The organism is Modestobacter sp. URMC 112 (assembly GCF_053502575.1).
Genome location: NZ_CP199957.1, coordinates 2,290,048 through 2,315,584, shown reverse-complemented (window position 1 = coordinate 2,315,584; position 25,537 = coordinate 2,290,048). Strand labels below are relative to the sequence as shown.

The 25,537-nt window shown below is 75.8% G+C and carries 22 protein-coding genes; 9 read left to right on the top strand and 13 right to left on the bottom strand.

All coding sequences use genetic code 11. From position 1 onward, the window contains the following. Nucleotides 1-50: 50 nt before the first annotated feature. Nucleotides 51-1,247: a CaiB/BaiF CoA transferase family protein gene (locus ACWIX6_RS10850; protein ID WP_448616863.1), complete on the bottom strand. Its 1,197-nt coding sequence runs from the start codon at nucleotides 1,245-1,247 to the stop codon at nucleotides 51-53. A 69-nt stretch (nucleotides 1,248-1,316) separates the two neighbouring features. After that, a complete protein-coding gene (locus ACWIX6_RS10845) occupies nucleotides 1,317-5,966 on the bottom strand; it encodes an HAD-IC family P-type ATPase (protein ID WP_448616862.1) in 4,650 nt (1,549 codons plus the stop codon). 127 nt (nucleotides 5,967-6,093) lie between these two features. Here ACWIX6_RS10845 and ACWIX6_RS10840 point away from each other — a divergent pair, with 127 nt between their 5' ends. Beyond that, the gene (locus ACWIX6_RS10840) at nucleotides 6,094-6,855 is read left to right on the top strand and encodes an esterase/lipase family protein (protein WP_448616861.1); all 762 of its coding nucleotides are present in this window, start codon (nucleotides 6,094-6,096) and stop codon (nucleotides 6,853-6,855) included. A gap of 269 nt (nucleotides 6,856-7,124) precedes the next feature. Then, on the top strand, nucleotides 7,125-8,720 hold the full coding sequence (locus ACWIX6_RS10835; protein WP_448616860.1) for an acyl-CoA synthetase: 1,596 nt from the start codon (nucleotides 7,125-7,127) through the stop codon (nucleotides 8,718-8,720). 39 nt (nucleotides 8,721-8,759) lie between these two features. Here the strand turns inward: ACWIX6_RS10835 and ACWIX6_RS10830 are convergent, their stop codons facing one another. Then, the gene (locus tag ACWIX6_RS10830; RefSeq protein ID WP_448616859.1) at nucleotides 8,760-9,335 is read right to left on the bottom strand and encodes a TIGR03086 family metal-binding protein; all 576 of its coding nucleotides are present in this window, start codon (nucleotides 9,333-9,335) and stop codon (nucleotides 8,760-8,762) included. A gap of 37 nt (nucleotides 9,336-9,372) precedes the next feature. Between ACWIX6_RS10830 and ACWIX6_RS10825 the strand changes: the two genes are divergently transcribed. The 3 genes from ACWIX6_RS10825 to ACWIX6_RS10815 are packed head-to-tail and all read left to right on the top strand — an operon-like array spanning nucleotide 9,373 to nucleotide 10,990. Continuing rightward, nucleotides 9,373-10,218, top strand: a complete 846-nt coding sequence (locus tag ACWIX6_RS10825; protein WP_448616858.1) for a helix-turn-helix domain-containing protein — start codon at nucleotides 9,373-9,375, stop codon at nucleotides 10,216-10,218. Nucleotides 10,219-10,277: 59 nt separating this feature from the next. Further along, nucleotides 10,278-10,655, top strand: a complete 378-nt coding sequence (locus tag ACWIX6_RS10820) for a DUF1622 domain-containing protein (protein WP_448616857.1) — start codon at nucleotides 10,278-10,280, stop codon at nucleotides 10,653-10,655. Then, nucleotides 10,652-10,990 (top strand): hypothetical protein, encoded by a 339-nt coding sequence (locus ACWIX6_RS10815; protein WP_448616856.1) that lies wholly within the window; start codon nucleotides 10,652-10,654, stop codon nucleotides 10,988-10,990. Before ACWIX6_RS10820 ends, ACWIX6_RS10815 begins: the two co-directional genes overlap by 4 nt. Before the next feature lie 24 nt (nucleotides 10,991-11,014). Here the strand turns inward: ACWIX6_RS10815 and ACWIX6_RS10810 are convergent, their stop codons facing one another. The 5 genes from ACWIX6_RS10810 to ACWIX6_RS10790 all read right to left on the bottom strand — a co-directional run bounded on the left by ACWIX6_RS10810 (nucleotide 11,015) and on the right by ACWIX6_RS10790 (nucleotide 17,208). After that, nucleotides 11,015-11,899, bottom strand: coding sequence for a glycerophosphodiester phosphodiesterase (locus ACWIX6_RS10810; protein WP_448616855.1), 885 nt, complete (start codon nucleotides 11,897-11,899; stop codon nucleotides 11,015-11,017). A 177-nt stretch (nucleotides 11,900-12,076) separates the two neighbouring features. Next, nucleotides 12,077-12,853, bottom strand: coding sequence for a polyphosphate kinase 2 family protein (locus ACWIX6_RS10805; RefSeq protein ID WP_448616854.1), 777 nt, complete (start codon nucleotides 12,851-12,853; stop codon nucleotides 12,077-12,079). 44 nt (nucleotides 12,854-12,897) lie between these two features. Beyond that, on the bottom strand, nucleotides 12,898-14,772 hold the full coding sequence (locus ACWIX6_RS10800; protein WP_448616853.1) for a helix-turn-helix domain-containing protein: 1,875 nt from the start codon (nucleotides 14,770-14,772) through the stop codon (nucleotides 12,898-12,900). 65 nt (nucleotides 14,773-14,837) lie between these two features. Next, on the bottom strand, nucleotides 14,838-15,593 hold the full coding sequence (locus ACWIX6_RS10795; protein WP_448616852.1) for a 3-hydroxybutyrate dehydrogenase: 756 nt from the start codon (nucleotides 15,591-15,593) through the stop codon (nucleotides 14,838-14,840). Between the two features lie 115 nt (nucleotides 15,594-15,708). After that, nucleotides 15,709-17,208 carry a helix-turn-helix domain-containing protein gene (locus tag ACWIX6_RS10790; RefSeq protein WP_448616851.1) on the bottom strand — a complete coding sequence of 500 codons (1,500 nt, stop codon included), beginning with the start codon at nucleotides 17,206-17,208 and terminating at the stop codon, nucleotides 15,709-15,711. Between the two features lie 181 nt (nucleotides 17,209-17,389). Here ACWIX6_RS10790 and ACWIX6_RS10785 point away from each other — a divergent pair, with 181 nt between their 5' ends. The 4 genes from ACWIX6_RS10785 (at nucleotide 17,390) to ACWIX6_RS10770 (ending at nucleotide 20,857) form a co-directional block, all read left to right on the top strand. Beyond that, nucleotides 17,390-18,433 (top strand): amidohydrolase family protein, encoded by a 1,044-nt coding sequence (locus ACWIX6_RS10785; RefSeq protein WP_448616850.1) that lies wholly within the window; start codon nucleotides 17,390-17,392, stop codon nucleotides 18,431-18,433. Further along, nucleotides 18,433-19,197 carry an iron-sulfur cluster assembly protein gene (locus ACWIX6_RS10780; RefSeq protein ID WP_448616849.1) on the top strand — a complete coding sequence of 255 codons (765 nt, stop codon included), beginning with the start codon at nucleotides 18,433-18,435 and terminating at the stop codon, nucleotides 19,195-19,197. Before ACWIX6_RS10785 ends, ACWIX6_RS10780 begins: the two co-directional genes overlap by 1 nt. Beyond that, on the top strand, nucleotides 19,194-20,219 hold the full coding sequence (locus ACWIX6_RS10775; protein ID WP_448616848.1) for an NAD(P)-dependent alcohol dehydrogenase: 1,026 nt from the start codon (nucleotides 19,194-19,196) through the stop codon (nucleotides 20,217-20,219). Before ACWIX6_RS10780 ends, ACWIX6_RS10775 begins: the two co-directional genes overlap by 4 nt. 131 nt (nucleotides 20,220-20,350) lie before the next feature. After that, nucleotides 20,351-20,857 carry a SixA phosphatase family protein gene (locus ACWIX6_RS10770; RefSeq protein ID WP_448616847.1) on the top strand — a complete coding sequence of 169 codons (507 nt, stop codon included), beginning with the start codon at nucleotides 20,351-20,353 and terminating at the stop codon, nucleotides 20,855-20,857. Nucleotides 20,858-20,887: 30 nt separating this feature from the next. On the opposite strand, the gene ACWIX6_RS10765 is transcribed toward ACWIX6_RS10770, so the two are convergent. The 5 genes from ACWIX6_RS10765 to ACWIX6_RS10745 form a co-directional block, all read right to left on the bottom strand. Continuing rightward, the gene (locus ACWIX6_RS10765) at nucleotides 20,888-22,099 is read right to left on the bottom strand and encodes a DUF222 domain-containing protein (protein WP_448616846.1); all 1,212 of its coding nucleotides are present in this window, start codon (nucleotides 22,097-22,099) and stop codon (nucleotides 20,888-20,890) included. A 136-nt stretch (nucleotides 22,100-22,235) separates the two neighbouring features. Next, on the bottom strand, nucleotides 22,236-23,324 hold the full coding sequence (locus ACWIX6_RS10760; protein ID WP_448616845.1) for an isocitrate/isopropylmalate dehydrogenase family protein: 1,089 nt from the start codon (nucleotides 23,322-23,324) through the stop codon (nucleotides 22,236-22,238). Between the two features lie 25 nt (nucleotides 23,325-23,349). After that, entirely contained in the window at nucleotides 23,350-24,762 is a 1,413-nt protein-coding gene (locus ACWIX6_RS10755) for an NAD-dependent succinate-semialdehyde dehydrogenase (protein WP_448616844.1), read from the bottom strand. After that, nucleotides 24,759-25,214: a cupin domain-containing protein gene (locus tag ACWIX6_RS10750; protein ID WP_448616843.1), complete on the bottom strand. Its 456-nt coding sequence runs from the start codon at nucleotides 25,212-25,214 to the stop codon at nucleotides 24,759-24,761. Before ACWIX6_RS10750 ends, ACWIX6_RS10755 begins: the two co-directional genes overlap by 4 nt. Then, nucleotides 25,211-25,528, bottom strand: a complete 318-nt coding sequence (locus ACWIX6_RS10745) for a putative quinol monooxygenase (RefSeq protein ID WP_448616842.1) — start codon at nucleotides 25,526-25,528, stop codon at nucleotides 25,211-25,213. Before ACWIX6_RS10745 ends, ACWIX6_RS10750 begins: the two co-directional genes overlap by 4 nt. Nucleotides 25,529-25,537: the final 9 nt, after the last annotated feature.

The window sequence follows — 25,537 nt, the reverse complement described above, 5'->3', positions numbered from 1 at the left end:
GGAGCGACTCCGTCGTCGCGGCGGGCAGGGCGGGCGTGCGGGAGGTGGGGTCAGACCACCCCTCCCGAGCGCAGGTCGGCGATCTCCTCGGCGCTCAGTCCCAGCAGCTCGGTGAGGACGGCGTCGGTGTGCTCCCCGAGCCGCGGGGCGCGTTCGCGGACCGAGCCCGGGGTGTCGCTCAGCCGCGGCACCACCGCCGGCATCGCGACCTCCCCGAACTCCTCGTCGGGCACCCGGACGATCGAGCCGCGGGCCCGGAAGTGCGGGTCCCCGAGCATGTCCCCCGGCTCGTACACCAGCCCGGCCGGGACACCCGCCCGGTGCAGCACCTCCAGCGTCTCGGCCGCGGTCCGGGCCCGCGTCCACCCGGCGATGACCGCGTCCAGTTCGGCCTGCCGCTCGCCCCGGGCGCGGTGGTCGGCGTAGCGCGGGTCGTCGGCCAGCTCCGGCATGCCCATCGCCGCGGCGAGCCGCCGGAACACCGAGTCCTGGTTGGCCGCGATCAGCACCGAGCCGCCCTCGGTGGGGTAGACGTTGCTCGGCGCGATGCCGGGCAGGGTGGCGCCGGTCCGTTCCCGCCTCAGCTCGGCGACCTGCCACTCCGGGACGAGCGACTCGGTCATCGCGAGCACCGACTCGAAGATGGAGGCGTCCACGACCTGGCCCCGGCCCGTCCGGCGGCGTGCCTCGAGGGCCGCGACGGCGCCGAGCGCGGCCATCGTGCCGGCCAGCGAGTCACCGATGGACAGGCCCACCCGGGTGGGCGGGCGGTCCGGGTACCCGGTCAGCGCCCGGAGGCCGCCCATGGCCTCGCCGATCGCCGCGTACCCGGCCCGCTGCGCGTACGGCCCGGTCTGGCCGAAGCCGCTCACCCGCACCATGACCAGCCGCTCGTTGACCCCGGAGAGCTCCTCCCAGCCCAGTCCCCACCGCTCCATGGTCCCGGGGCGGAAGTTCTCCAGCAGCACGTCCGCCCGGCCGGCCAGCCGTCGGACCAGCTCCTGCCCCTCGGGCCGGCGCAGGTCCACGGTGACGCTGCGCTTGTTCCGTCCGGTGACCCGCCACCACAGCGAGTCCCCGTCGTCGCCGTGCACCCGCCCCCACTGCCGCAGCACGTCCCCGACCCCGGGGGGCTCGACCTTGACGACGTCGGCGCCCAGGTCGCCGAGCAGCTGTCCGCAGAACGGGCCGGCGATGACCTGGCCGAGCTCGACGACCCGGATGCCGGTCAGTGCGCCCTCGTCCACGGCTCGGCCTCCGTCCCGGCGGCGACCCGACGGTCGCGGGCACACTGTGGCAACGGTCACAGGTGACCGCTACTCCACACCTGGTACACGGCCCGGACCGCCCTGCCACCGGCCCACGAGGGCCGGCACCAGCTCCGCGCCGGCGGTCCCGGCCGCCGCGGAGCCGAGCACGACCAACCAGGACAGCGGGTCCAGCGGCGTGCAGCCGAAGAACCGACTGACGCCGGGGACCTGGACGACGGCGACCAGGACGGCGAGCGACCCGGCGGCGGTGGCCAGGACCAGCGGGCTGCGCCGGCCGGCCCAGGCGGTCTGGCCGAGCTGGGTGGTGATCAGTGCCGCCAGCCCCATGGTGCCGGCCCGGCCGCGGAGCCCGGTGACCCGGCCGACCGCCCACGCCCCGGTCGCCCCGGCGGTGGTCGCCGCGCCGCGGACCAGCACCATCCGGCGCACCTCCCGGGCGAAGCCGCGCTGTGGCCCGGCCACCAGCACGGCCTCCAGCGGGTGGCCGGCCAGCGGGCCGCCCGACCCGTCGGCGGCCGTGGCCCGCGGGGCGGAGACGGCCACCGCCAGGGCCGGGAACATGTCGGTGAGCAGGTTGACCAGCAGCAGCTGCCGGGTCCCCAGCGGAGCACGCCCGCCGAACGCCGTCCCGAGCACGGTGAAGGCGACCTCGCCGGCGTTGCCGCCCACCAGCACGGACACCGCGTCGCGCACCCGCGACCACATGGCCCGGCCCTCGGCGATCGCGTCCACCAGCCGGGTCAGGTCGACGTCGGTGAGCACCAGGTCCGCGGCGCTGCGCGCGGCGGGCGACTCGGCGCCGGCGACGCCCACGCCGACGTCGGCCAGCCGGATGGCCGCGGCGTCGTTCACGCCGTCGCCGGTCATCGCCAGCGTCGCGCCCGACCGCCGCAGCGCCGCCACCAGGGACACCTTCTGCTCCGGGGAGAGCCGGGCGAAGACGGCGGTCTCGCGGACCATCCGGGTGCGCTCGGCGTCCGACGCCCGGGCGAACTGGGCGCCGGTCACCACCCGGTCGGCGTCCGGGACGCCGGCCTGCGCGGCGATGGCCGCGGCCGTCTCCGGGTGGTCGCCGGTGGCGATGAGCACGCGCACGCCGGCGGCGCGCAGCTGCTGCACGGCCAGAGCAGAGGACTCCCGCACCGTGTCGGCCAGGGCCACCAGCCCGCGCAGGGTCAGCGACCGGGCCGCCTCGTCCAGGTCGTCGGGCCGCCCGTCGACGACGCGGTCGGCGACCGCGAGCACACGCAGCCCGTCGCAGGCCAGCTGCCGCACCCGCTCCCGGGCGTCGCCGACGTCGGCGCAGCGGCCGAGGACCACCTCGGGCGCGCCCTTGACCACCAGCCTGCCCTCCCGCAGCGCCGCCGCGAACCCGCGTCCGGCGGCGAACGGCAGCCCCGCCTCGCACTCCTCCGGAGCCGCGACCCCGCGCTCGGCGGCCGCCTCGGCGACGGCCCGGTCGGTCTCGTGCGCCGCGGAGTCGCCGTCGGCCATGGCCGCCGCCGCCAGCCCGAGGAGCTCGTCCTCGGTCAGGCCGGCGCCGTCCCCGAGGGGCACCAGCCGGGCGACCCGCAGCCGGTTCTCGGTCAGGGTGCCGGTCTTGTCGAAGCAGACGGTGTCCACCCGGCCCAGCGCCTCCAGCACCCGAGCGCTGCGCACCACGGCGCCCCGCCGGGACAGCCGGCGGGCGGCGGACTGCTGGGCCACGGTCGCCACCAGCGGCAGCCCCTCGGGCACCGCGGCCACCGCCACGGCGACCCCGGAGCGGACCGCCTCGCGCAGCGGCCGTCCCCACAGCACCCCGAGGAGGGTGACCGCGCCACCGCCGGCGAGGGTCAGCGGCAGCACCGACCGGGTCAGCTCACCGAGCCTGGCCTGCACGCCGGCCGGCGGCGCGGCACCGCCCGCGGCGCGCGCGGCCCGGCCCGCCTGGGTGGCGCTGCCGACGGCGACCACGACCGCGCGGCCGGAGCCGGCGACGACGGTGGTGCCGTCGAAGAGCATGCAGGTCCGGTCGGCGACGTCGGCACCGGGCCGGGCCGGCACCGACTTGGCCACCGACAGGGACTCCCCCGTCAGGTTCGACTCGTCGACCTCCAGGTCGGTCGCCGACAGCAGCCGGGCGTCGGCGGCCAGCACGTCGCCGGACTCGACGAGCACGACGTCGCCGACGTGCAGCGCGCTTCCGGGCACCTCCTCCCGGCCCCCGTCGACCTCGCGGGAGACGGTGACGTCCTGCTCCAGCAGCAGGGACTCCAGCGCCGTCTCCGCCCGCAGCCGCTGGAACCCGCTGAGCAGCGCGTTCGCCACCGTGACGCTCCCCACCAGGACGGCGTCGGTCGACTCGCCGAGCATCGCGGTCGCCGCGGCTCCGGTGGCCAGGACCGGGGTGAGCGGGTCGGCGAGCTCGGCCGCAACGGTGCGCGCGAACCGCACCGGCCCGCGGACCACGGGGGTCGCCGCCACGCGGCGGACCGGCCGGAGCACCCGGCGACCCCGCGGTCCCGGCTCCGACGGCAGGTCGGCGAGCCGCCGCTGCACCTCCTCGGCGTCCAGCGCGTGCCACGGCGTGTGCACCGAGGGCGGCGGCGCGGGCCGGGCGGCGGCCCGGACCGCCGACCCCGTGCCGTCCAGCAGGGTGCCGACGGTGGCCGTCTTGCCGGGGGTGGTGGCCTTCCGCTGCCCGTACCGGGCGCTGCCCACCGCGGCGAGCAGCCCGCCCAGCACGTTGCCGGTGACCGCCGCCTGCACCGACCGCCGGCTCACCGCGCGCGCGGCCGCCGTCGCCGCGACCAGGCGGCAGGCGTCGGCGAGGTCGGGCCCGGTGACCAGGTCCGCACCCCACGCCGGGGCACGCCCGGCGCGGGTCGGGGCCACGGCGACGTCGGCGGCGAGCAGCGCGGGCCCGCCGACGGCGGAGACGAGCAGCACGCCGTGCCCCTCGGCCTGCACCCGCCGCACGGTCTCCAGCAGGTCCTCGCCGGCCGGCGCGACCTCGTCGGCGGCGGAGGCGATCTCCGCGGCGCCGACGTGCGCGGTGAGCACCAGCCGCAGCCCGGCCTCGCCGGCGGTGGTGAGCAGCGCCTCGGCGTGCGGGTCGAGCTCGGCCGCGACCGTCACCACCCCGACCCGACGGCGGCCCGCCAGCAGGGTGCGCAGCTCGCCGCCGGGCACGTCGGGTGCGGTGCGGGGCGGCCCGAGGCGGAGGACGGGGCCCCCGTCGGAGCGGTCGCCGCCGGCGTCCACCCCGGTGTCCCTGGCGTCGGCTCCGCCGCCCCCGGCCTCGGCTCCGGGACCGCCGAGCAGCCGGGTGGCCGCCGTCCAGACCTCGCCGTCCGTCCAGCCCTCGGCGTCCGCCCGCGCGTCGGTGACCACCGGCGGGCCGGTGCACAGCGTGGCGCCGTCGACCACCACGGCGTCGACGCGGTCGAACCGGCGGTAGGCCGACCCGTCCATCGGCAGCACGCCCGCGCGGCACATCAGCAGGTCCAGCGCCGCGGCGAACGCCTCCCGGCCGGAGGTGGCGGCCCGGGGGGTGAGCGCCTTCAGCATGTCCGCCGACCGGCCCGGCCGGCGGGTCAGCGGGAGCAGGGCGAGCGCGGCCCCGAGCTCGGTGGGGCCCAGCCGGGACAGGTAGGCCTCGATCGGTCCCGGGGGCAGCGGCGCCGGCCGCGGCCCGGGCGCCGCCAGCGGCTCGTCCGCGTCGTCGTCCGGTGCCGGGCGGCACAGCTCGGCCTCGCGGCGTCGCCACACCTGGCGGCGGGCGCGCACCTCGGCGACCCGCTGGAGGGCGACGGCGGCGTGCAGGGCCGGCACGGTGGGGCTCTGGGTGAGGGCGTGCAGGAACGCGCTGGTGCCGGTGAACACCAGGCCGGTCCCGATCGGCCCGATCCGGTCCTCCAGCCCGCGCTCGAGCCACCCCTGGGAGTCCAGCAGCGCGGTCAGCAGGGTGGCGTGCCGGGTGAGGCCGGGCACCGGGAGCGCCTTGGCGACGGCGGCCACCCCGACCGCCGCGGTGTCGATCGCCGCGGTCAGCACCGCGGCCAGGAACGGCTCCAGGTCGGCCGGGTGGTCCTCCCGGAGCGGGAAGACGTGCTCCCCGCCGCGGGCCTGCTCGACCGCGGCCACCACGCCGACGACGTCCTCGACGCTCACCCGCCGGCCGTCGACGGCGACCAGCACCCGGCCGACGACGTCGTTGACCGTCGCCCACTCCACGCCCTCGAGCCGCTCCAGCTGCCGGCGGAGCGCCCGGCGCACCTCCGGCTGCTCCTCGGCCGGCGGTGCGGCGACCTCGACCTGCACGTGCCCCGAGTCGGCCCACACCCGGCGGGTGTGCCGAGCCGCCGGCGGCTCCACCATGCCGCGGGCGACGTCGACCAGCCCGCGCAGCGAACCGTCGGGGAGGGGGTCGGCTCCGGTCAGCACGGTGCCGACGGCGCGGGTGCCGGCGACGGCGGCCGACCGGGCGAGGTCGACCGAACCGGCCGCCACGGAACCCGCCACCGAACCCGCCACGGAACCGGCGGCCCCCGCGGCGGACCGGACGGCACGGGCGGTGACCCTGCTGGTCTCGCCCAGCAGCCCGGCGGTCATCGCCGCGGGGACGGCGGCCAGCGCCACGCCGGCCGCGGTGAGGCGGGCTGCCGTCCCCACCGCGTCGCGGGCGGACTCGATGCGTCGCAGCAGTGCCATCGGCGCCCCTCGGGACAACGGTCGTGCAGGCACGCTACGCCGACCGGCGCCCCGCGTCCCCCCGTCGCCGCGCCGTCCCACCCGGCCTCCCGCGCGGCCCGGGACGGGCGGCTGGGACCCTGGTCCGGTGACCTCCGGCCGACGTGCTCCTTCCCGCGCCCTGCTCGTCTCCGAGCTGCCGCGGGCCGGGCTGGACCTGGCCGCACTGGGAGCCACCTGGCCCGTGCTGGCCGCCGCGCCCCGGGGGGACGGCCATCCCGTCCTGGTCATCCCGGGGCTGCTCACCGGCGACCCCGCGACCGTGCTGCTGCGCTCGGTCCTGCGGGCGCTCGGGCACGACGTCTCCGGCTGGAGCCTGGGCACCAACCGGGGACCGACCGGCCGCGTGGTCGAGCAGCTGCGCGCCCGGCTGGCAGCACTGCACCGGGACTCCGGGCGGCGGGTCAGCCTGGTGGGCTGGAGCCTGGGCGGGCTGTACGCGCTGGAACTGGCCCGGGCCGCTCCGGCCAGCGTGCGCGGGGTGGTCACCCTGGGCAGCCCGGTGGCCCGCCGGGCCGGCTGGGCGACGAGCGTGTCGCGGCTGGTCGACCTCGCCGCGCAGCTGCCGCCCGCCGCGGCCCTCCCCCGGCCGTGGGCGGAGTCCGGCTCCCTCCGCGTCCCCGCGACGTCGGTGTACAGCCGCAGCGACGGGATCGTGGACTGGGCGGCCTGCCGGCACCCGGCCGCGCCGCACCGGGAGGCCGTCGAGGTCCGCGGCAGCCACCTCGGGCTGGCCCACAACCCGGCGGTGCTCTGGCTGATCGCCGACCGGCTCGCCCAGCGCGAGGGACGGTGGCGGCCGTTCCGCCCGCCACTCCCTCTGCGCCCGCTCTACCCGCGCGGACGCTGACCCCGGGCGGGACGGTCCGGCTCCGCGGCGGGCAGCTGGTCGTTGCTGTCCTGCGCCGGGAGCATCACGGCCGGCCGGCTCCCCCGGGGCGCCCCGGGCTCGGCCTGGCGTGGACCGGGTCCGCGCTCAGGGGCTCCGCGCTCAGCAGCGCGAGGGCGGAGCGGCCGGTCTCCGGCTGACCGCACGGGCCCGTCGTGGTGCGACCCGCAGGCGGGCTGGCATGATCCCCCTCCCGCCCGGCGGCACCGCATCGAGAGGCTGACCACGGCATGGACGGCACGTTCGGTCCGGCGACCACCGCGGCGGTCACCCGCGCCCGGCAGCACTCGGTCGGTGACCTGCTGCACCGCACCGCCCAGCGGTACCCCGACAAGACCGCCGTGGTCTCCGGGGACCGCCGGATGACCTACGCCGAGTTCGACGCGACGGTCAACCGGGTCGCGCACGCGCTGGCCGACCGTGGTGTCGGCAAGGGCGACCGGCTGGCGCTGCTGTCGCACAACTCGTGGCAGTACGGGGTGCTGGCCTTCGCCACCGCCAAGCTGGGCGTGGTGCTGGTGCCGGTGAACTTCATGCTCGGCCCCGACGAGATCGGCTACGTGCTCCGGCACTCCGGCGCGAGCGGCATCGTGGCCGAGGACGCCCTGGCGCCCACCGCCGAGCAGGCGCTGGCGGCCGCCGGCGTGACCGGCGGGGTGCGCGGCTGGATCGGGCTGTCCGGCGCGCCCCCGGCGGAGGGGTGGGAGGACGTCGACCGGTGGTGTGCCGGCGGACCGGACACCGCACCCGAGGTGCCGGTCGCCGACGACGACCCGCTGCGGCTGATGTACACCTCGGGCACCGAGTCCCGGCCCAAGGGCGTGATGCTGTCCAGCCGTTCACTGGTCAGCCAGTACGTGAGCTGCGCGATCGACGGCGGGATGAGCGCGGACGACGTCGAGCTGCACTCCCTGCCGATGTACCACTGCGCCCAGCTGGACTGCTTCTTCAGCGTCGACGTCTACCTGGGCGCGACCAGCGTCGTCCTGCCCGGTCCCGACCCGGCCCGAGTGCTCGCCACGATCGCCCGGGAGCGGGTCAGCAAGCTGTTCTGCCCGCCGACGGTGTGGATCTCCCTGCTGCGGCACCCGGACTTCGACCGCACCGACCTGTCCAGCCTGCGCAAGGGCTACTACGGCGCCTCCGCGATGCCGGTGGAGGTGCTGCGGGAGATGCAGCGCCGGCTGCCCGACGTGGCGCTGTGGAACTTCTACGGCCAGACCGAGATGTCGCCGCTGGCCACCATCCTGCGCCCGGACGAGCAGCTGTCCCGGGCCGGCTCGGCCGGCCGGGCGGCGCTCAACGTCGAGACGACGCTGGTGGACGACGACGGCAACCCCGTCGCCCCGGGCGAGGTCGGCGAGATCGTGCACCGCAGCCCGCACGCCGCGCTGGGCTACCACGCCGACGAGGAGAAGACGGCCGAGGCCTTCCGCGGCGGCTGGTTCCACTCCGGCGACCTCGGGGTGATGACCGAGGACGGGTACCTCTCCGTGGTCGACCGCAAGAAGGACATGATCAAGACCGGCGGGGAGAACGTCGCCAGCCGTGAGGTCGAGGAGGCGATCTACTCCCTGGACGGCGTCGCCGAGGTGGCGGTGTTCGGCATCAGCCACCCGCACTGGATCGAGGCCGTCACCGCGGTCGTCGTCCCGCGGGCCGGCGCCTCGCTGACCGTCGAGGACGTGCACGCCCACGCCGCGGCGCGGCTGGCGGGGTTCAAGCGGCCCAAGTACGTGGTGCTGGCCGACGCGCTGCCGAAGAACCCGAGCGGCAAGATCCTCAAGCGCGACCTGCGGGCGCGGCACGCCGGCCTGGCCGGCTGAGCCGGCGGTCACCGCCCGGTCGGCTCAGCCCCGCCCGGGTCAGGCCCGGCGGCCGAGCCGGGCCAGCACGCGGGCCTCCCGGCCGGCGTCCGCCGGCACCTGGACGTCGCCCCGGCAGATGCCGTCCATGTACAGCGCCTCGCCGAAGGCGTCGGCGCCGCGGTCGACCCGGTCCAGCTCCTCGTCGGTGAGCCCGGCGTCCAGGCCGGCCGCGCGGGCGACGTCCCAGCGGTGCACCACCATGTCCCAGACGTAGAACTGCTCGAGGGTGGCGCCGACCGTCGTGGGCCCGAAGTGGCCGTCGTACCCCCGGCCGGCGACGTCCGGGTCGGAGAGGGCGGCGAGGACCTGCCGGGCGTGCTCCTGCCAGCCGGCAGCCGGGTCGGCGTCGAGGTCGGGCGCCTGCCCGAGGTCGACGCCCTGGCCGGTGAGGAAGTCGCGCTGGGTGTCGACCATGTGCCGGACGACGTCGCGGGCGGCCCAGTCGGAGCACGGCGACGGGGCGGTCCAGCGGTCCCGCGGCACGGCGGTGAGGACCGCGGTGAGGGGCCGGTCGGCCGCCTCGAAGGCAGCGGTGGTCGGGGCGGCGGACGTGCTGGCGGCGGTGTCGGTCATGGGCGCGACGCTAGGGAGTGCGGCACCCTCGGTCTTGATGAAACCCGACAGCGACCCCAGGGCCGGTGCCCCGCGGCCGGACCCGATCGAGCGGGCACACCTCAAGGACCCGCGCGACGTCTCCCACGTGATGTCCCGCTACCCGGCGGACCCCGAGTTCGCCGGCCTGCTGCAGCGGTTCTGGATCCCGGTGTGGTCCGTGCCGACCGGGCAGGAGGCGCCGCAGCAGGTGCTGCAGTACCCGGTCGCGCTGATCGTGGTGTCCCCGGAGTACGCCCGCTTCTACGGCGTCGTCTCCGGGTTGTCGACGACCACCCTGGCCGGCACGGGGTGGGCCGTCGGGGTGATGTGCGAGCCGGCCGCGGGTGCGCTGGTCGCCGGGGGGTCGATGGCGGGGTACACCGACCGGTACGTCGACGTCGGCGACGTCCTGGGTGCCGCGGGGGCGCGGCTGACCGAGCGGGTGCGGGCCGCGATGGCGCCCGACCCGGCGGACCCCGGCGGCCACGCCGCCGCGATCGGGGCCTTCGGCGAGGCGCTGCGCCCGTTCCTCCCGGTGGACGACGAGGGTGAGCTGGTCAACCGGCTGGTCGCCTTCGTCGAGTCCCGCAGCGACGTCACCCGGGTGGCGCAGGTGTGCGCCGAGTTCGGCCTGTCCGAGCGGGCCCTGCAGCGGCTGGTGCAGCGCCGGCTGGGGCTCACCCCGAAGTGGCTCGTCCAGCGGCGCCGGCTGCAGGAGGCGGCGGAGCGCCTGCGCACCGGCGGCACCCCGCTGGGCGAGGTGGCCGCCGACCTCGGCTACGCCGACCAGCCGCACTTCATCCGCGACTTCGCGAAGGTCACGTCCATGACCCCCGGGGAGTTCGCCGCCCGGTACCGCTGACCGGCGCGGCTCCCCCGGGACGGCGGCGTGCCCACGGTGGCCCCGGGTAGGGCGGCGGGGTGGAAGAACTGCTCTCGGACGTCGTCGGCGTGCTCGTCACCATCGTGGAGGCCTGCGGGGCGGCGGTGATCACCACCGGCGCCGTCTGGGCCTTCGCCCGCTTCCTGTGGGTGGGGCTCCGCCGCGGCGACACCGCCGCCTTCACGCCGGTCCGGCTCACCCTGGGCCGGTTCCTCGCCCTGGGCCTGGAGTTCCAGCTGGCCAGTGACGTGCTGCGGACGGCTGTCGCGCCCAGCTTCCGCGAGCTGGGGCAGCTGGCCGCCGTGGCGGCCATCCGGACGGCGCTGAACTGGTTCCTCGGCAAGGAGATCGCCGAGGAGCGGCGCCAGGTGGCCGAGGAGCGGGCGGACGGTGCCCCCGGCGGCCCGCGCTCGTGAGCGGCACCCTCGCCGCCGTCACCGCGGTCGTGGCCCCGCTGGTGACCGCCGCCGCGCTGGCCGCCGGGCTGCTCACCCTGGCCGTGACCCGGCGCCCACCGCTGGCCCTGTCGGTGTTCCTCGACCTGCTGGTCGCCGCCGGCCTGCTGCGGCTGGCCGGGGACCCCGGCTGGCCGGCCATCGCCACCGCGGCGGCCCTCGTGGCACTGCGCCGGCTCATCGGCTTCGGCCTGCGGGTCGGTGGCCGCAGCTGGACGTCGGCGCTCCCCAGCGGCCGGGGCACGGCGGGGACCGCGGTCGTGGCGCGGCTGGTCCGGCCGGCCTGGCACCGGTGACCGGCCGGCCGGCCGGCCGTCCGGTCAGGCGCTGGGCCGGGACAGCCCTGCCGGGGGCTCGTCCTGCTCCGGGCCGGCCCGGCCGAGCCGGCGGAGCAGCTCCATCGGGCGGTCGGTGATCACCGCGTCCACGCCCAGCTCCACCATCAGGTCCATGTCGCGCTCGTCGTTGACGGTGAAGACGTGCACCTCCAGCCCGGCCGCGTGCAGCCGGGAGACGTAGCCCGGGTAGAGCCGGAGCAGGCCCACCGGGGCCCCCACGGCGGTGATCCCGGGCGCCAGCGCGCCACCACCGCGGGGCAGCGGCCAGCGCACCAGGTGCACCGTCGGCAGCCCGGGCGCGAGGACGCGCAGCCGGCGCAGCGCGACCGGCGAGAAGCTCATCACCCGGACCGCCGGACGTCCCGACCACTCGACCGGGCGGTCCCCCACCAGCAGCCCGAAGCGGCGCAGCGTCTCCACCAGCGCGACCTCGACGCGGCGGCCGTGCCGGGTGGGGTGCTTGGTCTCGATGGCCAGGCTCACCTCGCCGGGCGTGCTGGTGACGTAGTCGAGCAGCCGGTCGACGGTGAGCACCCGGCCGGTCTCCTCGTCGACCTCCGCGTCCTCCGCGTCGTCCTCGTCGGCGTCCGCGTCGTCGTCCTGGTCCGCGGCCCGGCCGCGCACGGGCCAGCGCCGGGCGGCCCGCACCCCGAACTCCAGGCCCTCCAGGTCGGTGAGCGGCAGCGCCGAGACCACCCCGCTGCCGGACGACGTCGCGTCGATGCGACGGTCGTGCACGCAGACGAGCCGGCCGTCGCGGGTCATCCGGACGTCGCACTCCAGCGCGTCGACCCGGGAGGCGATCGCCTTGCGGTAGGCGGCCAGCGAGTGCTCCGGGGCCTCCGCGGACCCGCCACGGTGTGCCACGACCTCGATCGAGCTGCTGACCGGGACCACTCCCTTGCCGACCCGACGTGCCGTGCCGCGCCGACCGGTGGTGGCCGGCGGCGTGCATCCGACCACACTGCCGCCGGACACTCTGCCCCGGCTCGCCGAGCGGGGCCAGCCGGGTCGGCCCCGGCCGGGGGGAGAGCCCGCGGGAGGTCAGTCCCGGGGCGCCGGCAGCACGTCGTCCGGGTCGACGCCGCGGGCCCGCAGCGCCGCCTCGACGGCGTCGCAGACGGTCCGGACCACCGCCACCCGCGCCCACCGCTTGTCCTCCGCCGCGACCAGGTGCCACGGGGCCGCGGGGGCGTCGGTGCGCTCGAGCATCTCCTCGACCGCCGCCTCGTACTCGCCCCGCTTGTCCCGGTTGCGCCAGTCCTCGTCGGTCAGCTTCCACGCCCGGTAGGGGTCGTCCCGGCGCGACTCGAACCGGCGCAGCTGCTCCTGCTCGGACAGGTGCATCCAGAACTTCACGACGATCGTGCCCTCGGCGGCCAGGCTGGACTCCAGCTCGGCGATCTCGCCGTACCCCCGCCGCCAGGCCTCCTCGGACGCGAAGCCCTCCACCCGCTCGACCAGCACCCGCCCGTACCAGGTGCGGTCCAGCACGGCCATGCCGCCCCAGCCGGGCAGCACCGGCCAGAACCGCCACAGGAAGTGGTGCCGCTTCTCGTCGTAGGTGGGCGCGGCGAACTGGGCCACCCGCACGTGCCGCGGGTCGAGGTGGTCGACCAGCCGCTTGATGGCGCCGCCCTTGCCCGAGGCGTCCCAGCCCTCGAACAGCACCAGCAGCGGCGGCCCGATCTGCTGCTCGCCGATCTGCCCGCCGAGGAGCAGGCGCAGGGCGGCCAGCCGCTTCTGCGCCGCCACGAGCTGCTTCTTGCTGTCGGACTTGGACAGTCGCAGCGTGAGGTCCACCTCGTCCAGTCGGCTCATGCCGTGCACCCTGCCAGGATCCGGCGCCGCCGCACCCCGGGAGTTCAGCCGGCCGCGAGCGGGTGCAGCCGCAGGGCGAGCTGGACCTCCAGCGCCCGGTCCGGCGCCGACCAGTCCCGGCCCAGCAGCCGGCCCACCCGGTCCAGCCTCTGGGTGACCGTGTTGACGTGCACGCCGAGCGTCTCGGCGGCCCGCGCGGGGCTCCCGCCGCCGTCGAACCAGGCGCGCAGGGTGGCCGCGAGGTCGGTGCCGCGCCGGGCGTCGTAGTCCAGCACCGGGCCCAGCGCGCCGGTCACGAAACCGGCGACGTCGCGCCCCTCCCCCACCAGCAGCCCGAAGAAGCCGAGCTCCTCGACGGCGGCGGCCTGCCCGGCCCGGCCCAGCGCGACGAGCGTGGCGGCGCACCGGTCCGCGTCGGCGTGCGCGGCGGCCAGCGCGTCGGGCCCGGCGGCCGGCCCGGCCGCGCCCACGGTGACCTGGCCGGCGCCGGTCAGCCCGCGCCGCACCGTGGCGGCGGCCTCGGCCGGTGCCAGCTCCGGCAGGATCAGCACCACCCGGCCGGCGTGCACGCCGGCCAGGCCGCCGCGGGTGGCGGCCAGGTGGCCGGCGGCGGCCGACGCCCGGGTCCGGCAGCGGTCCTCGACCCGGACGACGACGACCGCGCTGCTGGCGTCCAGGTCGGCGCCGAGGCGGCGGGCCCGCTCGCGCAGCGCGTCGGAGTCGCGGCCCGGCGAGGTGAGCAGCTCGTCGAGCAGCTCCCCGCGGACCCGGCCCTCGGCCTCGGCCGCGGACCGGCGGATGAGCAGCAGCAGCGCGGTGACCAGCGCCGCCCGCTCCAGGATCCGCTGGTCGGCGTCGGAGAGCTCCGCCTCCCGGTGCAGCACCAGCCCGCCGAGCAGCTCGGTGTGCACGGTGACCGCGGCGGTCCACCACTCGCCGTCCCGGACGGTCCGCCCGGTGGCCGAGGCCTGCGCCAGCGCGCCGGCCGGGTCGGGGGGCAGCCAGCCGGTGCCGCGCTCGGACACCACCCGGGCGTCGGCGTCCACGACCGTGACCGCGCCCCCGAGGGCCTCGGTGACCGCGGCGGCGACGTCCTCGACCCCGCCGCCGCGCAGCACCAGGTCGATGAACCGGTCGTGCGCGCCGGCGGCCCGCTCCACCGACTCGGTGTGCGCCCGCAGCTCCCGGCCGGCGGTGGACAGCTCCTCCAGCGCGGCCCGGGTCTCCTCCAGCAGCCGGGCGTTGTCCAGCGCGATCGCCGCGTGCGCGGCCAGCGACCCGAGCAGCGCGACCTCGGACCGCTCGAAGGACCGGACGGCGCGGTCCGCGGCGTACAGCACGCCGATGACCTGCGAGCCGCGGATCAGCGGCACCCCGAGGATGGCCACCAGTCCCTCGTCGGCGACGCCGCCGTTGATCTCGACGGTGTGCCGGAATCGGGCGTCGGCGAAGTAGTCGTCGGTGGCGTAGGGCGCGGCCGTCTGCGCGACGAGACCGCCGAGCCCGGCGCCCATCGGCAGCCGGAGCGCCTGGAACCGGGCGGACACCGTCCCGTCGGTGACCCGCATGTACGTGTGCCCGCGGGCGTCGTCGTTGAGGGTGAGGTAGGCGGTGTCGGTGCCCAGCAGCTGGCGGGCCCGCCGCACGATCGCGGTCAGCACCTGGTCCACCCCGTTGAGGGAGGCCAGGTCGTTGGCCGTGTCGAACAGCGCCGAGAGCTCGGACTCCCGCCGGCGGCGCGCGGCGAAGGCGGCCCGCACCTGCAGCGCGAGCAGCTTGACCTCCTCCAGCGCGGCGAGCTCGTCGGCCCCGGCACCGGCGACCCGGGCGCGGACGACGGGTCGCTCGAACTCGATGGCGGCCGCCTCCCCGAGCAGCAGCTCGAAGAACTCTCGTGCCCCGCCCAGCTGGGCGGCCACCGGAGCTGGCCCCCTGCAGGGGCCCGCCGCGAGCTCGCGAGCGGTGGGGGGCAGGGGGTCCTTCATCAGTGGGCGCTCCACCCGCCGTCCATGACGAGCGAGGTGCCGGTGACCGAGATGGCGGCCGGCGAGCAGAGCCAGGCCACGGCGTCGGCGATCTCGGCCGGTTCCAGCATCCGCTTCAGCGCGGCCGACGAGAGCATCACCTGGGAGACCACGTCCTCCTCGCTCAGCCCGTGCGCCTTCGCCTGGTCGGCGATCTGGTTCTGCACCAGCGGCGTCCGGACGTAGCCGGGGTTGACGCAGTTCGACGTCACCCCGTGCTCGGCGCCCTCCAGCGCGATGACCTTGGACAGCCCCTCGAGGCCGTGCTTGGCGCTGACGTAGGCCGACTTGTACGCCGAGGCACGGATGCCGTGCACCGAGCTGACGTTGACCACCCGCCCCCAGCCCTGCTCGTACATGTGCGGCAGCGCCCCGCGGACCAGCCGGAACGGCGCCTCCAGCATCAGCCGCAGGATGAGCGAGAAGCGGTCCACGGGGAACTCGTGCACCGGTGCGACGTGCTGCATGCCGGCGTTGTTGACCAGCACGTCCACCGCGAGGTCGAGCGCGTCGACGGCGTCCAGGTCGGACAGGTCGACGGCCACGGCGGTGCCCCCGACCTGCGCGGCCACGGCCTCCGCCGCCCCGGCGTCCCGGTCGACCACGACCACGTCCGCGCCGTCGGCGGCCAGCCGCTCCACGCAGGCCCGGCCGATCCCGGACGCCCCACCGGTCACCATCGCCCGGCGGCCCGCCAGGTGTCCTCCCACAGTCATGCCGAGAGGTTAGGCGGCCCGGGTGGGGCACCCCACGGCGGTCCGGCACACAACCGGCGAGGCCCAGGTGGTGGCAGCGCACACGCCCGGTCGACCGGTGCCTCGAACGGCCGGGTCACCCGCCGGCCGCGCTGCCCCTCCCGGGGACCTTGATCCCGTACTGGGCGATCTTGCGGTACAGCGTGGCCCGGGACAGCCCGAGCTCGGTGGCGGCCTGCACCGCCGTCGCACCCGGCAGGGTCAGGCAGCGGATGATCTCGTCCCGCTCCAGCTGCTCGAGCCGGGTCAGCGACCGCGGGCCGGAGCTGAGCACCGACGGCGGCAGGTGCTGCAGGTCGACGACGTCGGTGCGGGCCACGGCCTCCCGGACGACGGTGCGCAGCTCCCGCACGTTCTCCGGCCAGGAGTGTGCGGCCAGCGCCCGCAGCGCCCGCGGGGTGAACTCCACGTCGCGGTGGCGGCGCTCGCGGGCGAAGGACCGGGCCAGCGGCTCGACGTCCTCGGTGCGGTGCCGCAGCGCCGGCACCTCGACGACGGCGTCGACCAGCGCGGCCAGCGGCTCGGGCAGCCGGGCGTAGGACGGCGCGGTCACCGTCATCGGCCGGACCGGCCCGGGCGGCGCCTGCGACATCACCGCCGCCAGCTCGTCCGCGGCCCAGGCCGGGATCGCGTCGGCGGCGGTGACGACGACGCAGGTGTCCGGGGCGGTCAGCTCCGGTGACCACAGCGCCAGCCAGGCGTCGACGCCGGCGGCCTCCGGGGGCCGGGCCAGCAGCACCCGCTCCCGGCGCCGTCCGGCGTGCCGGGCCAGGGTGGCGACGGCGGCCTTGCCGGCGCCCGGCTCACCCACCACGGCCACCAGCCGGCCGGCGGCGACCGCGTCGCGGGCGGCGGTGACCGTGTCCCGCCAGGCCCGGGACGGGCACGGGTCGGGCCCGGCACCGGGGAGCCGGTCGGCGACGACGTGGAACACCTCGCCGCGCGGCAGCGGCCGGGCGGGGTGCCCGCCGGCCCGCACGTGCATCAGCGCGCTGGTGTTGCCGGCCGCGGACTGGGCGAGGGCCAGCAGCAGGTCGGAGGAGGCGTCGGACCAGGTGGTCATGTTGATGCTGCCGACCAGGGCACCGTCGCGCGGGTCGAGCACCGGCACCGCCGCGCAGGTGTAGCGGCGCAGCGGGGCGACGTAGTGCTCCCCGCCGCGGACCAGCGCGGGCACCCGGTCGGCCAGGGCGAGCGCCAGGCCGTTGGTGCCGGCGATCCGCTCACCGAAGTAGAACCCCGGCGCCAGGTGCACCCGGTCCAGCGAGCGGGTGATGTCCCGGTCGTTGGACCAGCGGCCGAGCACCAGGCCCTCCGCGTCGGTGATCATCAGCCCGACCGGTTCGTCGGCCAGGGTCCCGTGCAGCCGGTCGAGCACCTCGGCCCCGCACCGGTAGAACAGCGAGTCGGTCAGCGGGGCGCCGCTGAACACCGGCGCGACCTCCTCCGGGGAGACGCCGTACCGCTCGCTGCGCACCCAGGAGGCCTGCACCCGGGGCCCCGGCGTCCGCGCCACCGGCCCGCCGGTCGCGGGCCGGGCGATGCCGGACGTCGTCCGCTCCGAGCCGTGGGACATGACCACCTCCCCCAGACGCGCCGTCGCGCCGGCTGCCGGTGCCGCCGGCGGACGACCCGGCGTGCGGGGTGTCTCAAAATGAGACAGCTGGACCCCTGGTGGGCCTGGTCCCCGCGCCTAGCGTGCTGGCCAGTGTGACCCCGGTCGCACCAGTCGAGCCACACCCGGTCGAGGAGGACCTGTGTACAGCAAGGACGGCGAGAACTACTTCATCGTGGACGCGCACATCGCGCTCTGGGACGCGCGCCCGGAGAACCAGCTGAACGTGCACGGCAAGCAGTTCATCGACTGCTTCTACGACTACCACCGCAACCTCAGCCCGGAGCAGGTGGTGTGGCCGTACGAGGAGTACCTGTACCAGGGCGGCGAGCGGCTGATGAAGGACCTGTTCACCGACGGGTACGTGGACCACGCCATCTTCCAGCCCGCCCGGCTCAAGGAGTTCTACGCCCGCGGCTTCGGCCAGACCGACGAGGCGTCGGCGCTGGCCGCGGCGCACCCGGACAAGCTGACCTACAACCACTACTGGGACCCGCGCGACGGCGAGAACGGCCTGGACCAGCTCCGCGCGGACGCCGAACGGTTCCACCTCAAGGGCGTGAAGCTCTACACCGCCGACTGGCACGGCGACTCCCGCGGCTGGAAGCTCACCGACCCGATGGCCTACCGCTACTTCGAGCTGTGCCGCGAGCTGGGCATCACGAACATCCACGTGCACAAGGGCCCGACGATCCGCCCCCTGGACCGGGACGCCTTCGACGTGGCCGACGTCGACCAGGTGGCCACCGACTTCACCGACCTCGACTTCGTGGTAGAGCACTGCGGGCTGCCCCGGCTGGAGGACTTCTGCTGGATCGCCACCCAGGAGCCCAACGTGCACGCCGGGCTGGCGGTGGCCATGCCGTTCATCCACACCCGGCCGCGGTACTTCGCCCAGATCATCGGCGAGCTCATGTACTGGATCGGCGAGGACCGGATCCAGTTCTCCAGCGACTACGCGCTGTGGACCCCCCGCTGGCTGGTCGAGAGCTTCGTGGACTTCCAGATCCCCGAGGACATGACCGAGTACGGGCCGCTGACCACCGCCCAGAAGAAGAAGGTGCTCGGGCTCAACGCGGCCAAGATGTACGACATCCCGGTGCCGGCCGAGCTGCAGCTGCCCGACGCCGACGAGACGCAGACGGGCCCCCGCCAGCCCGAGAGCGCCGACCTGGCGCTGGCCTGATGACGGCGACGCTTCCCCAGGAGCTGACCGAGTCCCGGGTCCGCGAGGCCCTGGGCACCGTCGTCGACCCGGAGCTGGACGAGCCGATCACCGACCTGGGGTTCGTCCGGTCGATTGCCGTCGACGGCTCGGCGGTGGAGGTCCACCTGCGGCTGCCGACGTCGTTCTGCGCGCCGAACTTCGCCTGGCTGATGGTGTCCGACGCCCGGGACGCCGTGGTCGGCGTCCCGGGGGTCGGGCGGGTCGTGGTGGAGCTCGACGACCATCACGACTCGGATCTGATCAACGCCGGGCTGGCGGCGGACGCCGGGTACCGCGGCACGTTCGGGCACGAGGCCGAGGACTCGCTGGACGAGCTGCGGGCGACGTTCCAGCGGAAGGCGCACACCGCCGCGATGGAGCGGGCGCTCACGGCGCTGCTGCGCGCCGACCCGGCGCGGACGGAGGCCGACCTGGGCGACGTCGTCCTGGCCGATCTGCCGCCCGGCCCGACGACCGAGGCGCTGCTGCGCCGCCGGGAGACCCTCGGCCTGCCCGTGGACGGCGGGGCGCCGGTGCTGGTGGACGCCGACGGGCGCCGTCCCGAGCCCTCCGCCGTCCCGCTGGCGGTGCGGAAGGCACGGTCGGTGCGCATCTCGATCGACGGCAACGCGCACTTCTGCCGTGGCCTGCTGGCCACCCGCTACCCCGGTGCCGAGGACGACCAGGTCCCCCGGCCCGACGCCGACTCCCGCGCCCTGCTCCCCCTGGAGGTCCTGTCATGAGAGCCGTCCGCGTGCACGAGTACCACGCCGATCCCTCGATCGACGACATCCCCGAGCCGACGATCCAGGGTCCCCTCGACGTCGTCGTCAAGATCGGCGGCGCCGGCGTCTGTCGGACCGACCTGCACATCCTCGAGGGCCAGTGGGCCGATCTGCAGAACCCGGACCTGCCCTACGTGATCGGGCACGAGAACGCCGGGTGGGTGCACGAGGTCGGGGAGGGGGTCACCAACGTCGCCGTGGGTGACACGGTGATCCTGCACCCGCAGCCGAGCTGCGGTCTGTGCCTGGCCTGTCGCGCCGGCCGGGACATGCAGTGCCAGAACGCGTTCTTCCCCGGGTTGTCGAACAACGACGGCGGCATGGCCGAGTACCTGCGCACCACGGCCCGCGCCTGCGTGAAGCTGGACCCGTCGACCAACCCGGCCGACGTGGCCGCGCTCGCCGACGCCGGCATCACCGCCTACCACGCCGTCCGCAAGGCCCTGCCCCTGTTGCACCCGGGGACGACGGCGGTCGTGCAGGGCGCCGGCGGTCTCGGCCACATCGGCGTCCAGTGCCTGGCCGCGCTGTCGGGCACCCGGATCGTCGTCGTCGACCGCAACCCCGACGCCCTGGAGCTCGCCCGGCAGATCGGGGCCGACGAGACCGTGGTCGCCGACGGCAACCAGGTGCAGGCGGTGCAGGACCTGACCGGCGGGGGCGCGGACGTCGTCTTCGACTTCGTCGCCGAGCAGGGCGCCGAGATGGACGGCTGGCACATGACCGGCCAGGCCGGTTCGTACTACGTCATCGGGTACGGCGGCGAGCTGCGGATCCCGACGCTGGACTTCGTCGCCGGCGAGAAGAACATCGTCGGCAACATCGTCGGCACCTACACCGACCTGGCCGAGCTGATGGTGCTCGCGCAGGCCGGCAAGGTCACCCTGCACACCCAGCAGTACCCGCTGGACCGGGCCGTGGACGCGCTCCGCGACCTCGACGCCGGCAAGGTCCGCGGCCGCGCGATCCTCGTCCCCTGACCACAGCGGGGTGCCCCGCCCGGCCGGGTGGGGCACCCCGCTGCCGGTCGCGACGTCGACCTTTCGACACGGCGACCCGTCGACACGGCGACGCCGCGGTCCCGGCTGCGCACCGGTGACAGGATCCGTGGGTGGAACCGCGCCGGCTCGTGCTCGTCCGTCACGCCCAGGCCGCCGACGCCCCCGTCGACGCGGACCGGCCGCTGACCGGTCTCGGGTCCCGGCGCGCCGCGGCGATCGGCACGTGGCTCGAGCAGTCGGGGCTGGTGCCCGACCACGTCGTCGTCTCCCCGGCCCGGCGCGCCGGACAGACCTGGGAGCAGGCGAGCCGCGAGCTCCCGCAGAGCCCGCAGCCGACCGTCGACGGACGCGTCTACGACAACACCGTCGAGGCGGTGCTCGCAGCCGTCCACGACGTCCCCGACGAGGTGGGGACACTGGTGGTCGTCGGCCACAACCCGTCGATCGGGGAGCTGGCCATGGCCCTGGACGACGGTTCCGGCGACCCGGTCGCCCGGCGCGAGGTGGGAGCCGGGTTCCCCACCGGCGGCGTGGCGGTCTTCACCCTCAGCACGCCTTTCGACGCCGCCGAGCCGGCCACGGCACGGCTGGACCAATTCACGGTGCCGGGCGCCTGACTTCCCGCCGGGCACGGCACAGCTCGGTGGTCAGAGCCGTGGGCCGATGACGATCTGCGTGCCGTCGGGGCGGTAGGTGCGCCATCGGCTGCCTGGTGGTGCGGTGTCGTCGCGTTGGACGCGGAAGCCGTGGTGGACCTTGGTGTGGTGGCGTTCGCAGAGCAGGGCTGAGTTGTCGAGGCTGGTCTCGCCCTGGTCGGCGACCCATTCGCGGAGATGGTGGACGTCGCACCAGTGGGTGGGGGCTGAGCAGCCGGCGAAGACGCAGTGCCGGTCCCGGCGTTCGACCGCCCGGCGGATGTGCGGTGGGACGACCCGCTTCTCCCGTCCCACGTCCAGCGGCAGCCCGTCGGGGCTCATCACCATCCGGGAGATCGTGGCGTCGCAGGCCAGCCAGCGGGCGCGAGCGGCGGAGAGGGTGGCGCCGAAGCCGGTGGTCGCCGCCCCGGGCCCGGTGGCGGGGTCGACCAGGTCCTCGAGCGGGATGGTGACGATCACCTGCGGCTTCACCGTCCGCAAGAAGGGCAGCTTCCCGGACGCCAGCTGGTTGTCGCACAGCTGGACCAGGGCGTCGGCCTGCTGCTGGGCGCGGGTGCGGGTGTCGCCGTCGGGGCGGTTGGCCTGCACGATCGACTCGAGCGCGGCCTGCAGCTTCTCCCCACCTATGACGTCGAGGTCGAAGCGGCCGGAAACGCCGTCGGCGTGCTTGGCGATGCTCAGCCGCCGTCCCTCGGTGGGGTCAGGCTCGGGTCCGTCGGGGTCCAGCGCGGCCAGGTAGGTCTTGACCATCCCCTGCAGCTCGTCGTGCGACGCCACGGCGGCGACCTCAGCGAGGTCGGCTTCGATGGCCGCGACGTCCACCCCGCTGTCGGCGGCCGCGGCCAGCCGGTCGGGGGTGACGATGGGAGCGATCACCGCCACTGCCTCGGCGGTCACCTCCCCCGCGGCGAACGCAGTAGCCACGGCGGGCAGGTGCTCCAGCGCCCGCCCGCAGCGCACGATCCGCGACGCCGCCGGCTGTGACAGCCGCCCGTGCCCGCGCAGCCAGGACAGCATCGTCTTCAGCCCGTCGTGCTCCGGTGCCTGGGTGAGCTCGCACTCCCGGACGGCACGGGCCACCTCCGCTGCCAACTTGTTCTGGGCGATCAGCAGCTCACCGAGCCGGTCCAGCAACTGAGGACCGAACATCGGCTTCAGGTCGTCAGCGGCCAGGGAGTCCAGGATCGAGGTCAACTCGCCCATGACACCTCCCACAGCGCTTCGAACGGGTGTTCGAAGTCTACCGCTGCGAGCGACTCAGGACAACCTGAAAGCCCAGCTCAGGCCCGGTATGGCCTGCATCGCCGGCGGCCCCGCGGACCGGTCGCGGCCCCACCACTCAGGAGGCGGCCTCGGTGACGTGCCGCACCACCGCATCGGTGAACTCGGTCGTGGACGCGGAGCCGCCCAGGTCCCGGGTGCTGACGCCGCCGCGCACGGCTGCACGCACCCCGGCCTCCAGGCGGACCGCGGCGTCGGCAGCCCGCGCGTCGCCGTGCCGCGTGCCGAGCCAGTCGAGCAGCATGCCCGCCGAGAGCATCATCGCTACCGGGTTCGCCAGGTCCTTGCCGGCGATGTCCGGAGCGGACCCGTGGGAGGCCTGCGCCATGCACCGGTCGTCCGAGGCGTTGATCGACGGGGCGATGCCCAGCGAGCCGGCCAGTTCGCCGGCCATGTCGGACAGGATGTCGCCGAACATGTTCTCGGCGACGACGACGTCGAAGTCCGCCGCCCGGCGGAGCAGGTGCACGGTCATCGCGTCGATGTGGAGGTCGTCCACCTGCACGTCCGGGTACCCCTCGGCGACCTCGAGGCAGACCCGCTTGAACAGCCCGGAACTCAGCTGCAGCACGTTCGCCTTGTGCACGATCGTCACCCGGTTCCGCCGCCGGCGGGCCAGGTCGAACGCGGTCCGCGCGATCCGCTCGACCGCGGGCCGGGTGAACACGCCCAGGCAGATCGCCACGTCGGCCGACGGCATGAACTCACCCGTGCCGGCGAAGGTGTTGCGGTCGGCGTAGAAGCCCTCGGTGTTCTCCCGGGCGATCACCAGGTCGGTGTCCGGCGCGATCGCCGTGCCGCCCTCGAAGCCCCGCGCGGGCCGGATGTTCGCGTACAGGTCGAAGTGCTTGCGGATGGCGCCGCTCGGGTTGAGCTGCGACCGGAACGGCTCGGGGTAACCGGCGCTGTCGTGCGGGCCGAGCAGCCAGCCGTCGAGCCCGCCGAGCGCCTCCAGCGTGGCCGGCGGGATGGCGCTGCCGTGCTCCTCGATGGCCGAGGCGCCGAGCGGCAGCTCGCTCCACTCCAACGGCGCGCCGCCGGCGGCGGCGAGGGCGGCGTCGACGACGCGCACGGAGGCGGGGACGATCTCGGGTCCGATGCCGTCGCCCAGCATCACGCCCAGGCGGTAGGGACGGTCGGGGTTCATGGAGTCCTCCTCGGGTGTCGTGCGACTACTCGGACGCGGGGGCGGTGACGGCGGGGGCGTCCTGGACCCACCAGGTGCGGACGTCGACGAACTCGCGGATGCCGGCGGCGGCCAGCTCCCGGCCGTAGCCGCTGGCGCGGGTGCCGCCGAAGGGCATGCGGACGTCGGAGGCGACGACGGCGTTGACGAACACCGCCCCTGAGCGGATCCGCCGCGCGACGGCCACCCCGCGGTCGGGGTCGGTCGTCCAGACGCTCGCGCCGAGGCCGAACCGGCTGTCGTTGGCGATGCGGACCGCGTCGTCGTCCCCGTCGGCCACGATCACCGTGGCCACCGGGCCGAAGACCTCCTCGCCGTAGGCGGCCTGACCGGGGGTGACGTCGGTGAGGACGGTGGGGGCGTAGTAGCTGCCCGGGCCCTCGAGGCGCCGTCCTCCGGTCACCAACCGGGCGCCCGCAGCGACCGACGCCTCGACCTGCCGGTGCACGCCGTCCAGCAGGTCCGCGCGGGCCATCGGGCCGACGTCGGTGCCGGGCGCCTCGGGGTCCCCGACGGTCAGCGCCTCGACCTCGGCGACCAGCAGCCGGGTGAACTCCTCGGCGATGGAGGCGTCGACGACGAACCGCTTCGGCGAGATGCAGCTCTGCCCCGCGTTCAGGAAGCGTCCGCGCGCTGCCATGGTTGCCACCCGGGGCAGGTCGGCGTCGGAGAGCACGACGAACGGGTCGGAGCCGCCCAGCTCGAGCACCGACTTCTTGATGGCCTCGCCCGCAGCCGAGCCGACGGCCTTCCCGGCCCGCTCGCTGCCGGTGACGGTGACCGCTCCGATGCGCGGGTCGGCGATCAGCCGTCGGGTCACCGCGGGGACGTCGTCCTCGGCGACCACCAGGGCGGCGAACAACCCGGGCGGCGCTCCGGCGGCGGCCAGGATGCGCTCCACCGCCAGCCCGCACCCGGTGGTGTTCGGCGAGTGCTTGAGCAGTGCGGCGTTGCCCGCCATGAGCGCCGGGGCGGCGAACCGGAGGACCTGCCACAGCGGGAAGTTCCACGGCATGACGGCCAGGACGACGCCGACCGGTTCGTAGCCGATCCAGCTGCGGTCCGCGGACGTCGCGACCGGTTCGTCCATCAGGAAGGCGGCGGCGTGCTCGGCGTAGAAGTCGCAGGCCGTGGCGCACTTCTCCACCTCGGCGCGGGACTCCGCGAGCGGCTTGCCCATCTCGCGGGTGACCAGCAGGGCCAGGGCCTCGACCTCCGCCCGGAGGACCTCCGCGGCCCGGCGCAGGACCTCGGACCGCCGGTCGTGGGACAGGGCCGCCCAGCCGGCCTGAGCGGCGGCCGCCCGGTCGAGGACGGCGTCGACGTCGGCGTCGGAGAGCGCCGGGTACTCGGCGAGGCGCTCCCCGGTCGCCGGGTTGACGGTCACGACGGTGCTCATGCCGGGGTCGCCCCGCGGTCGCTGTCCGACAGGTGCTCGAACGTCTCGCCGGTCGCGGTGATGGTGCGGGTGACGTCGCGGCCGCCGTAGACCCAGTAGATGGTCATCGGACCCGCCCCGCGGTTGCGGAAGCAGTGCGGGACGCCCGCGGGGACCCAGGTCGCCTGGCCGGCCACCAGGTCGAACTCGTCGTCCCCCACGACTGCGGTGGCCTCGCCCTCGTGGACGAGGACGGACTCCTCGACGTTGTGCGAGTGCAGCGGGATGCCGGTGCCGGGCGAGAACACGGTCATCCCGGTGGTGACCTGGTTGCTCGCGCAGTTCCACCTGCCGACGAACGGGATGGTGACGACGCCGTTCCCGCGGTCGAAGGGCTCGATCTCCGCTGGGCGCAGCACCATGGACGGAGCGACGGGCTGCCCCGCCGTACGGGAGGTGGGGTCGGTGCTCATGCCGTCTCCTCGGCGGTGTGGGTGACCAGCAGCTCGCCGGCCGTGTTGACCTGGCTGCCGGGGACGAGCACGCGCTCGGCGATCTCCCGCCACCGCGCGAAGTGCGCAGACGCCTTGTGTGCGGCGAAGGCGTCGGCGTCGGCGTACAGCTCGTAGAGGACGAAGCGGTTCTCCTCGCCGTCCACCGAGCAGACGTCGAACCGGAGGCAGCCGGGCTCGTCACGCACCGACGCCTCCGCGTTTGCGGCCATGCCGGCGAGGAAGTCCTCGCGGCGGCCGGGCCGGACCTCCATCTGGACCATCAGGCTGAACATCGACTGGGC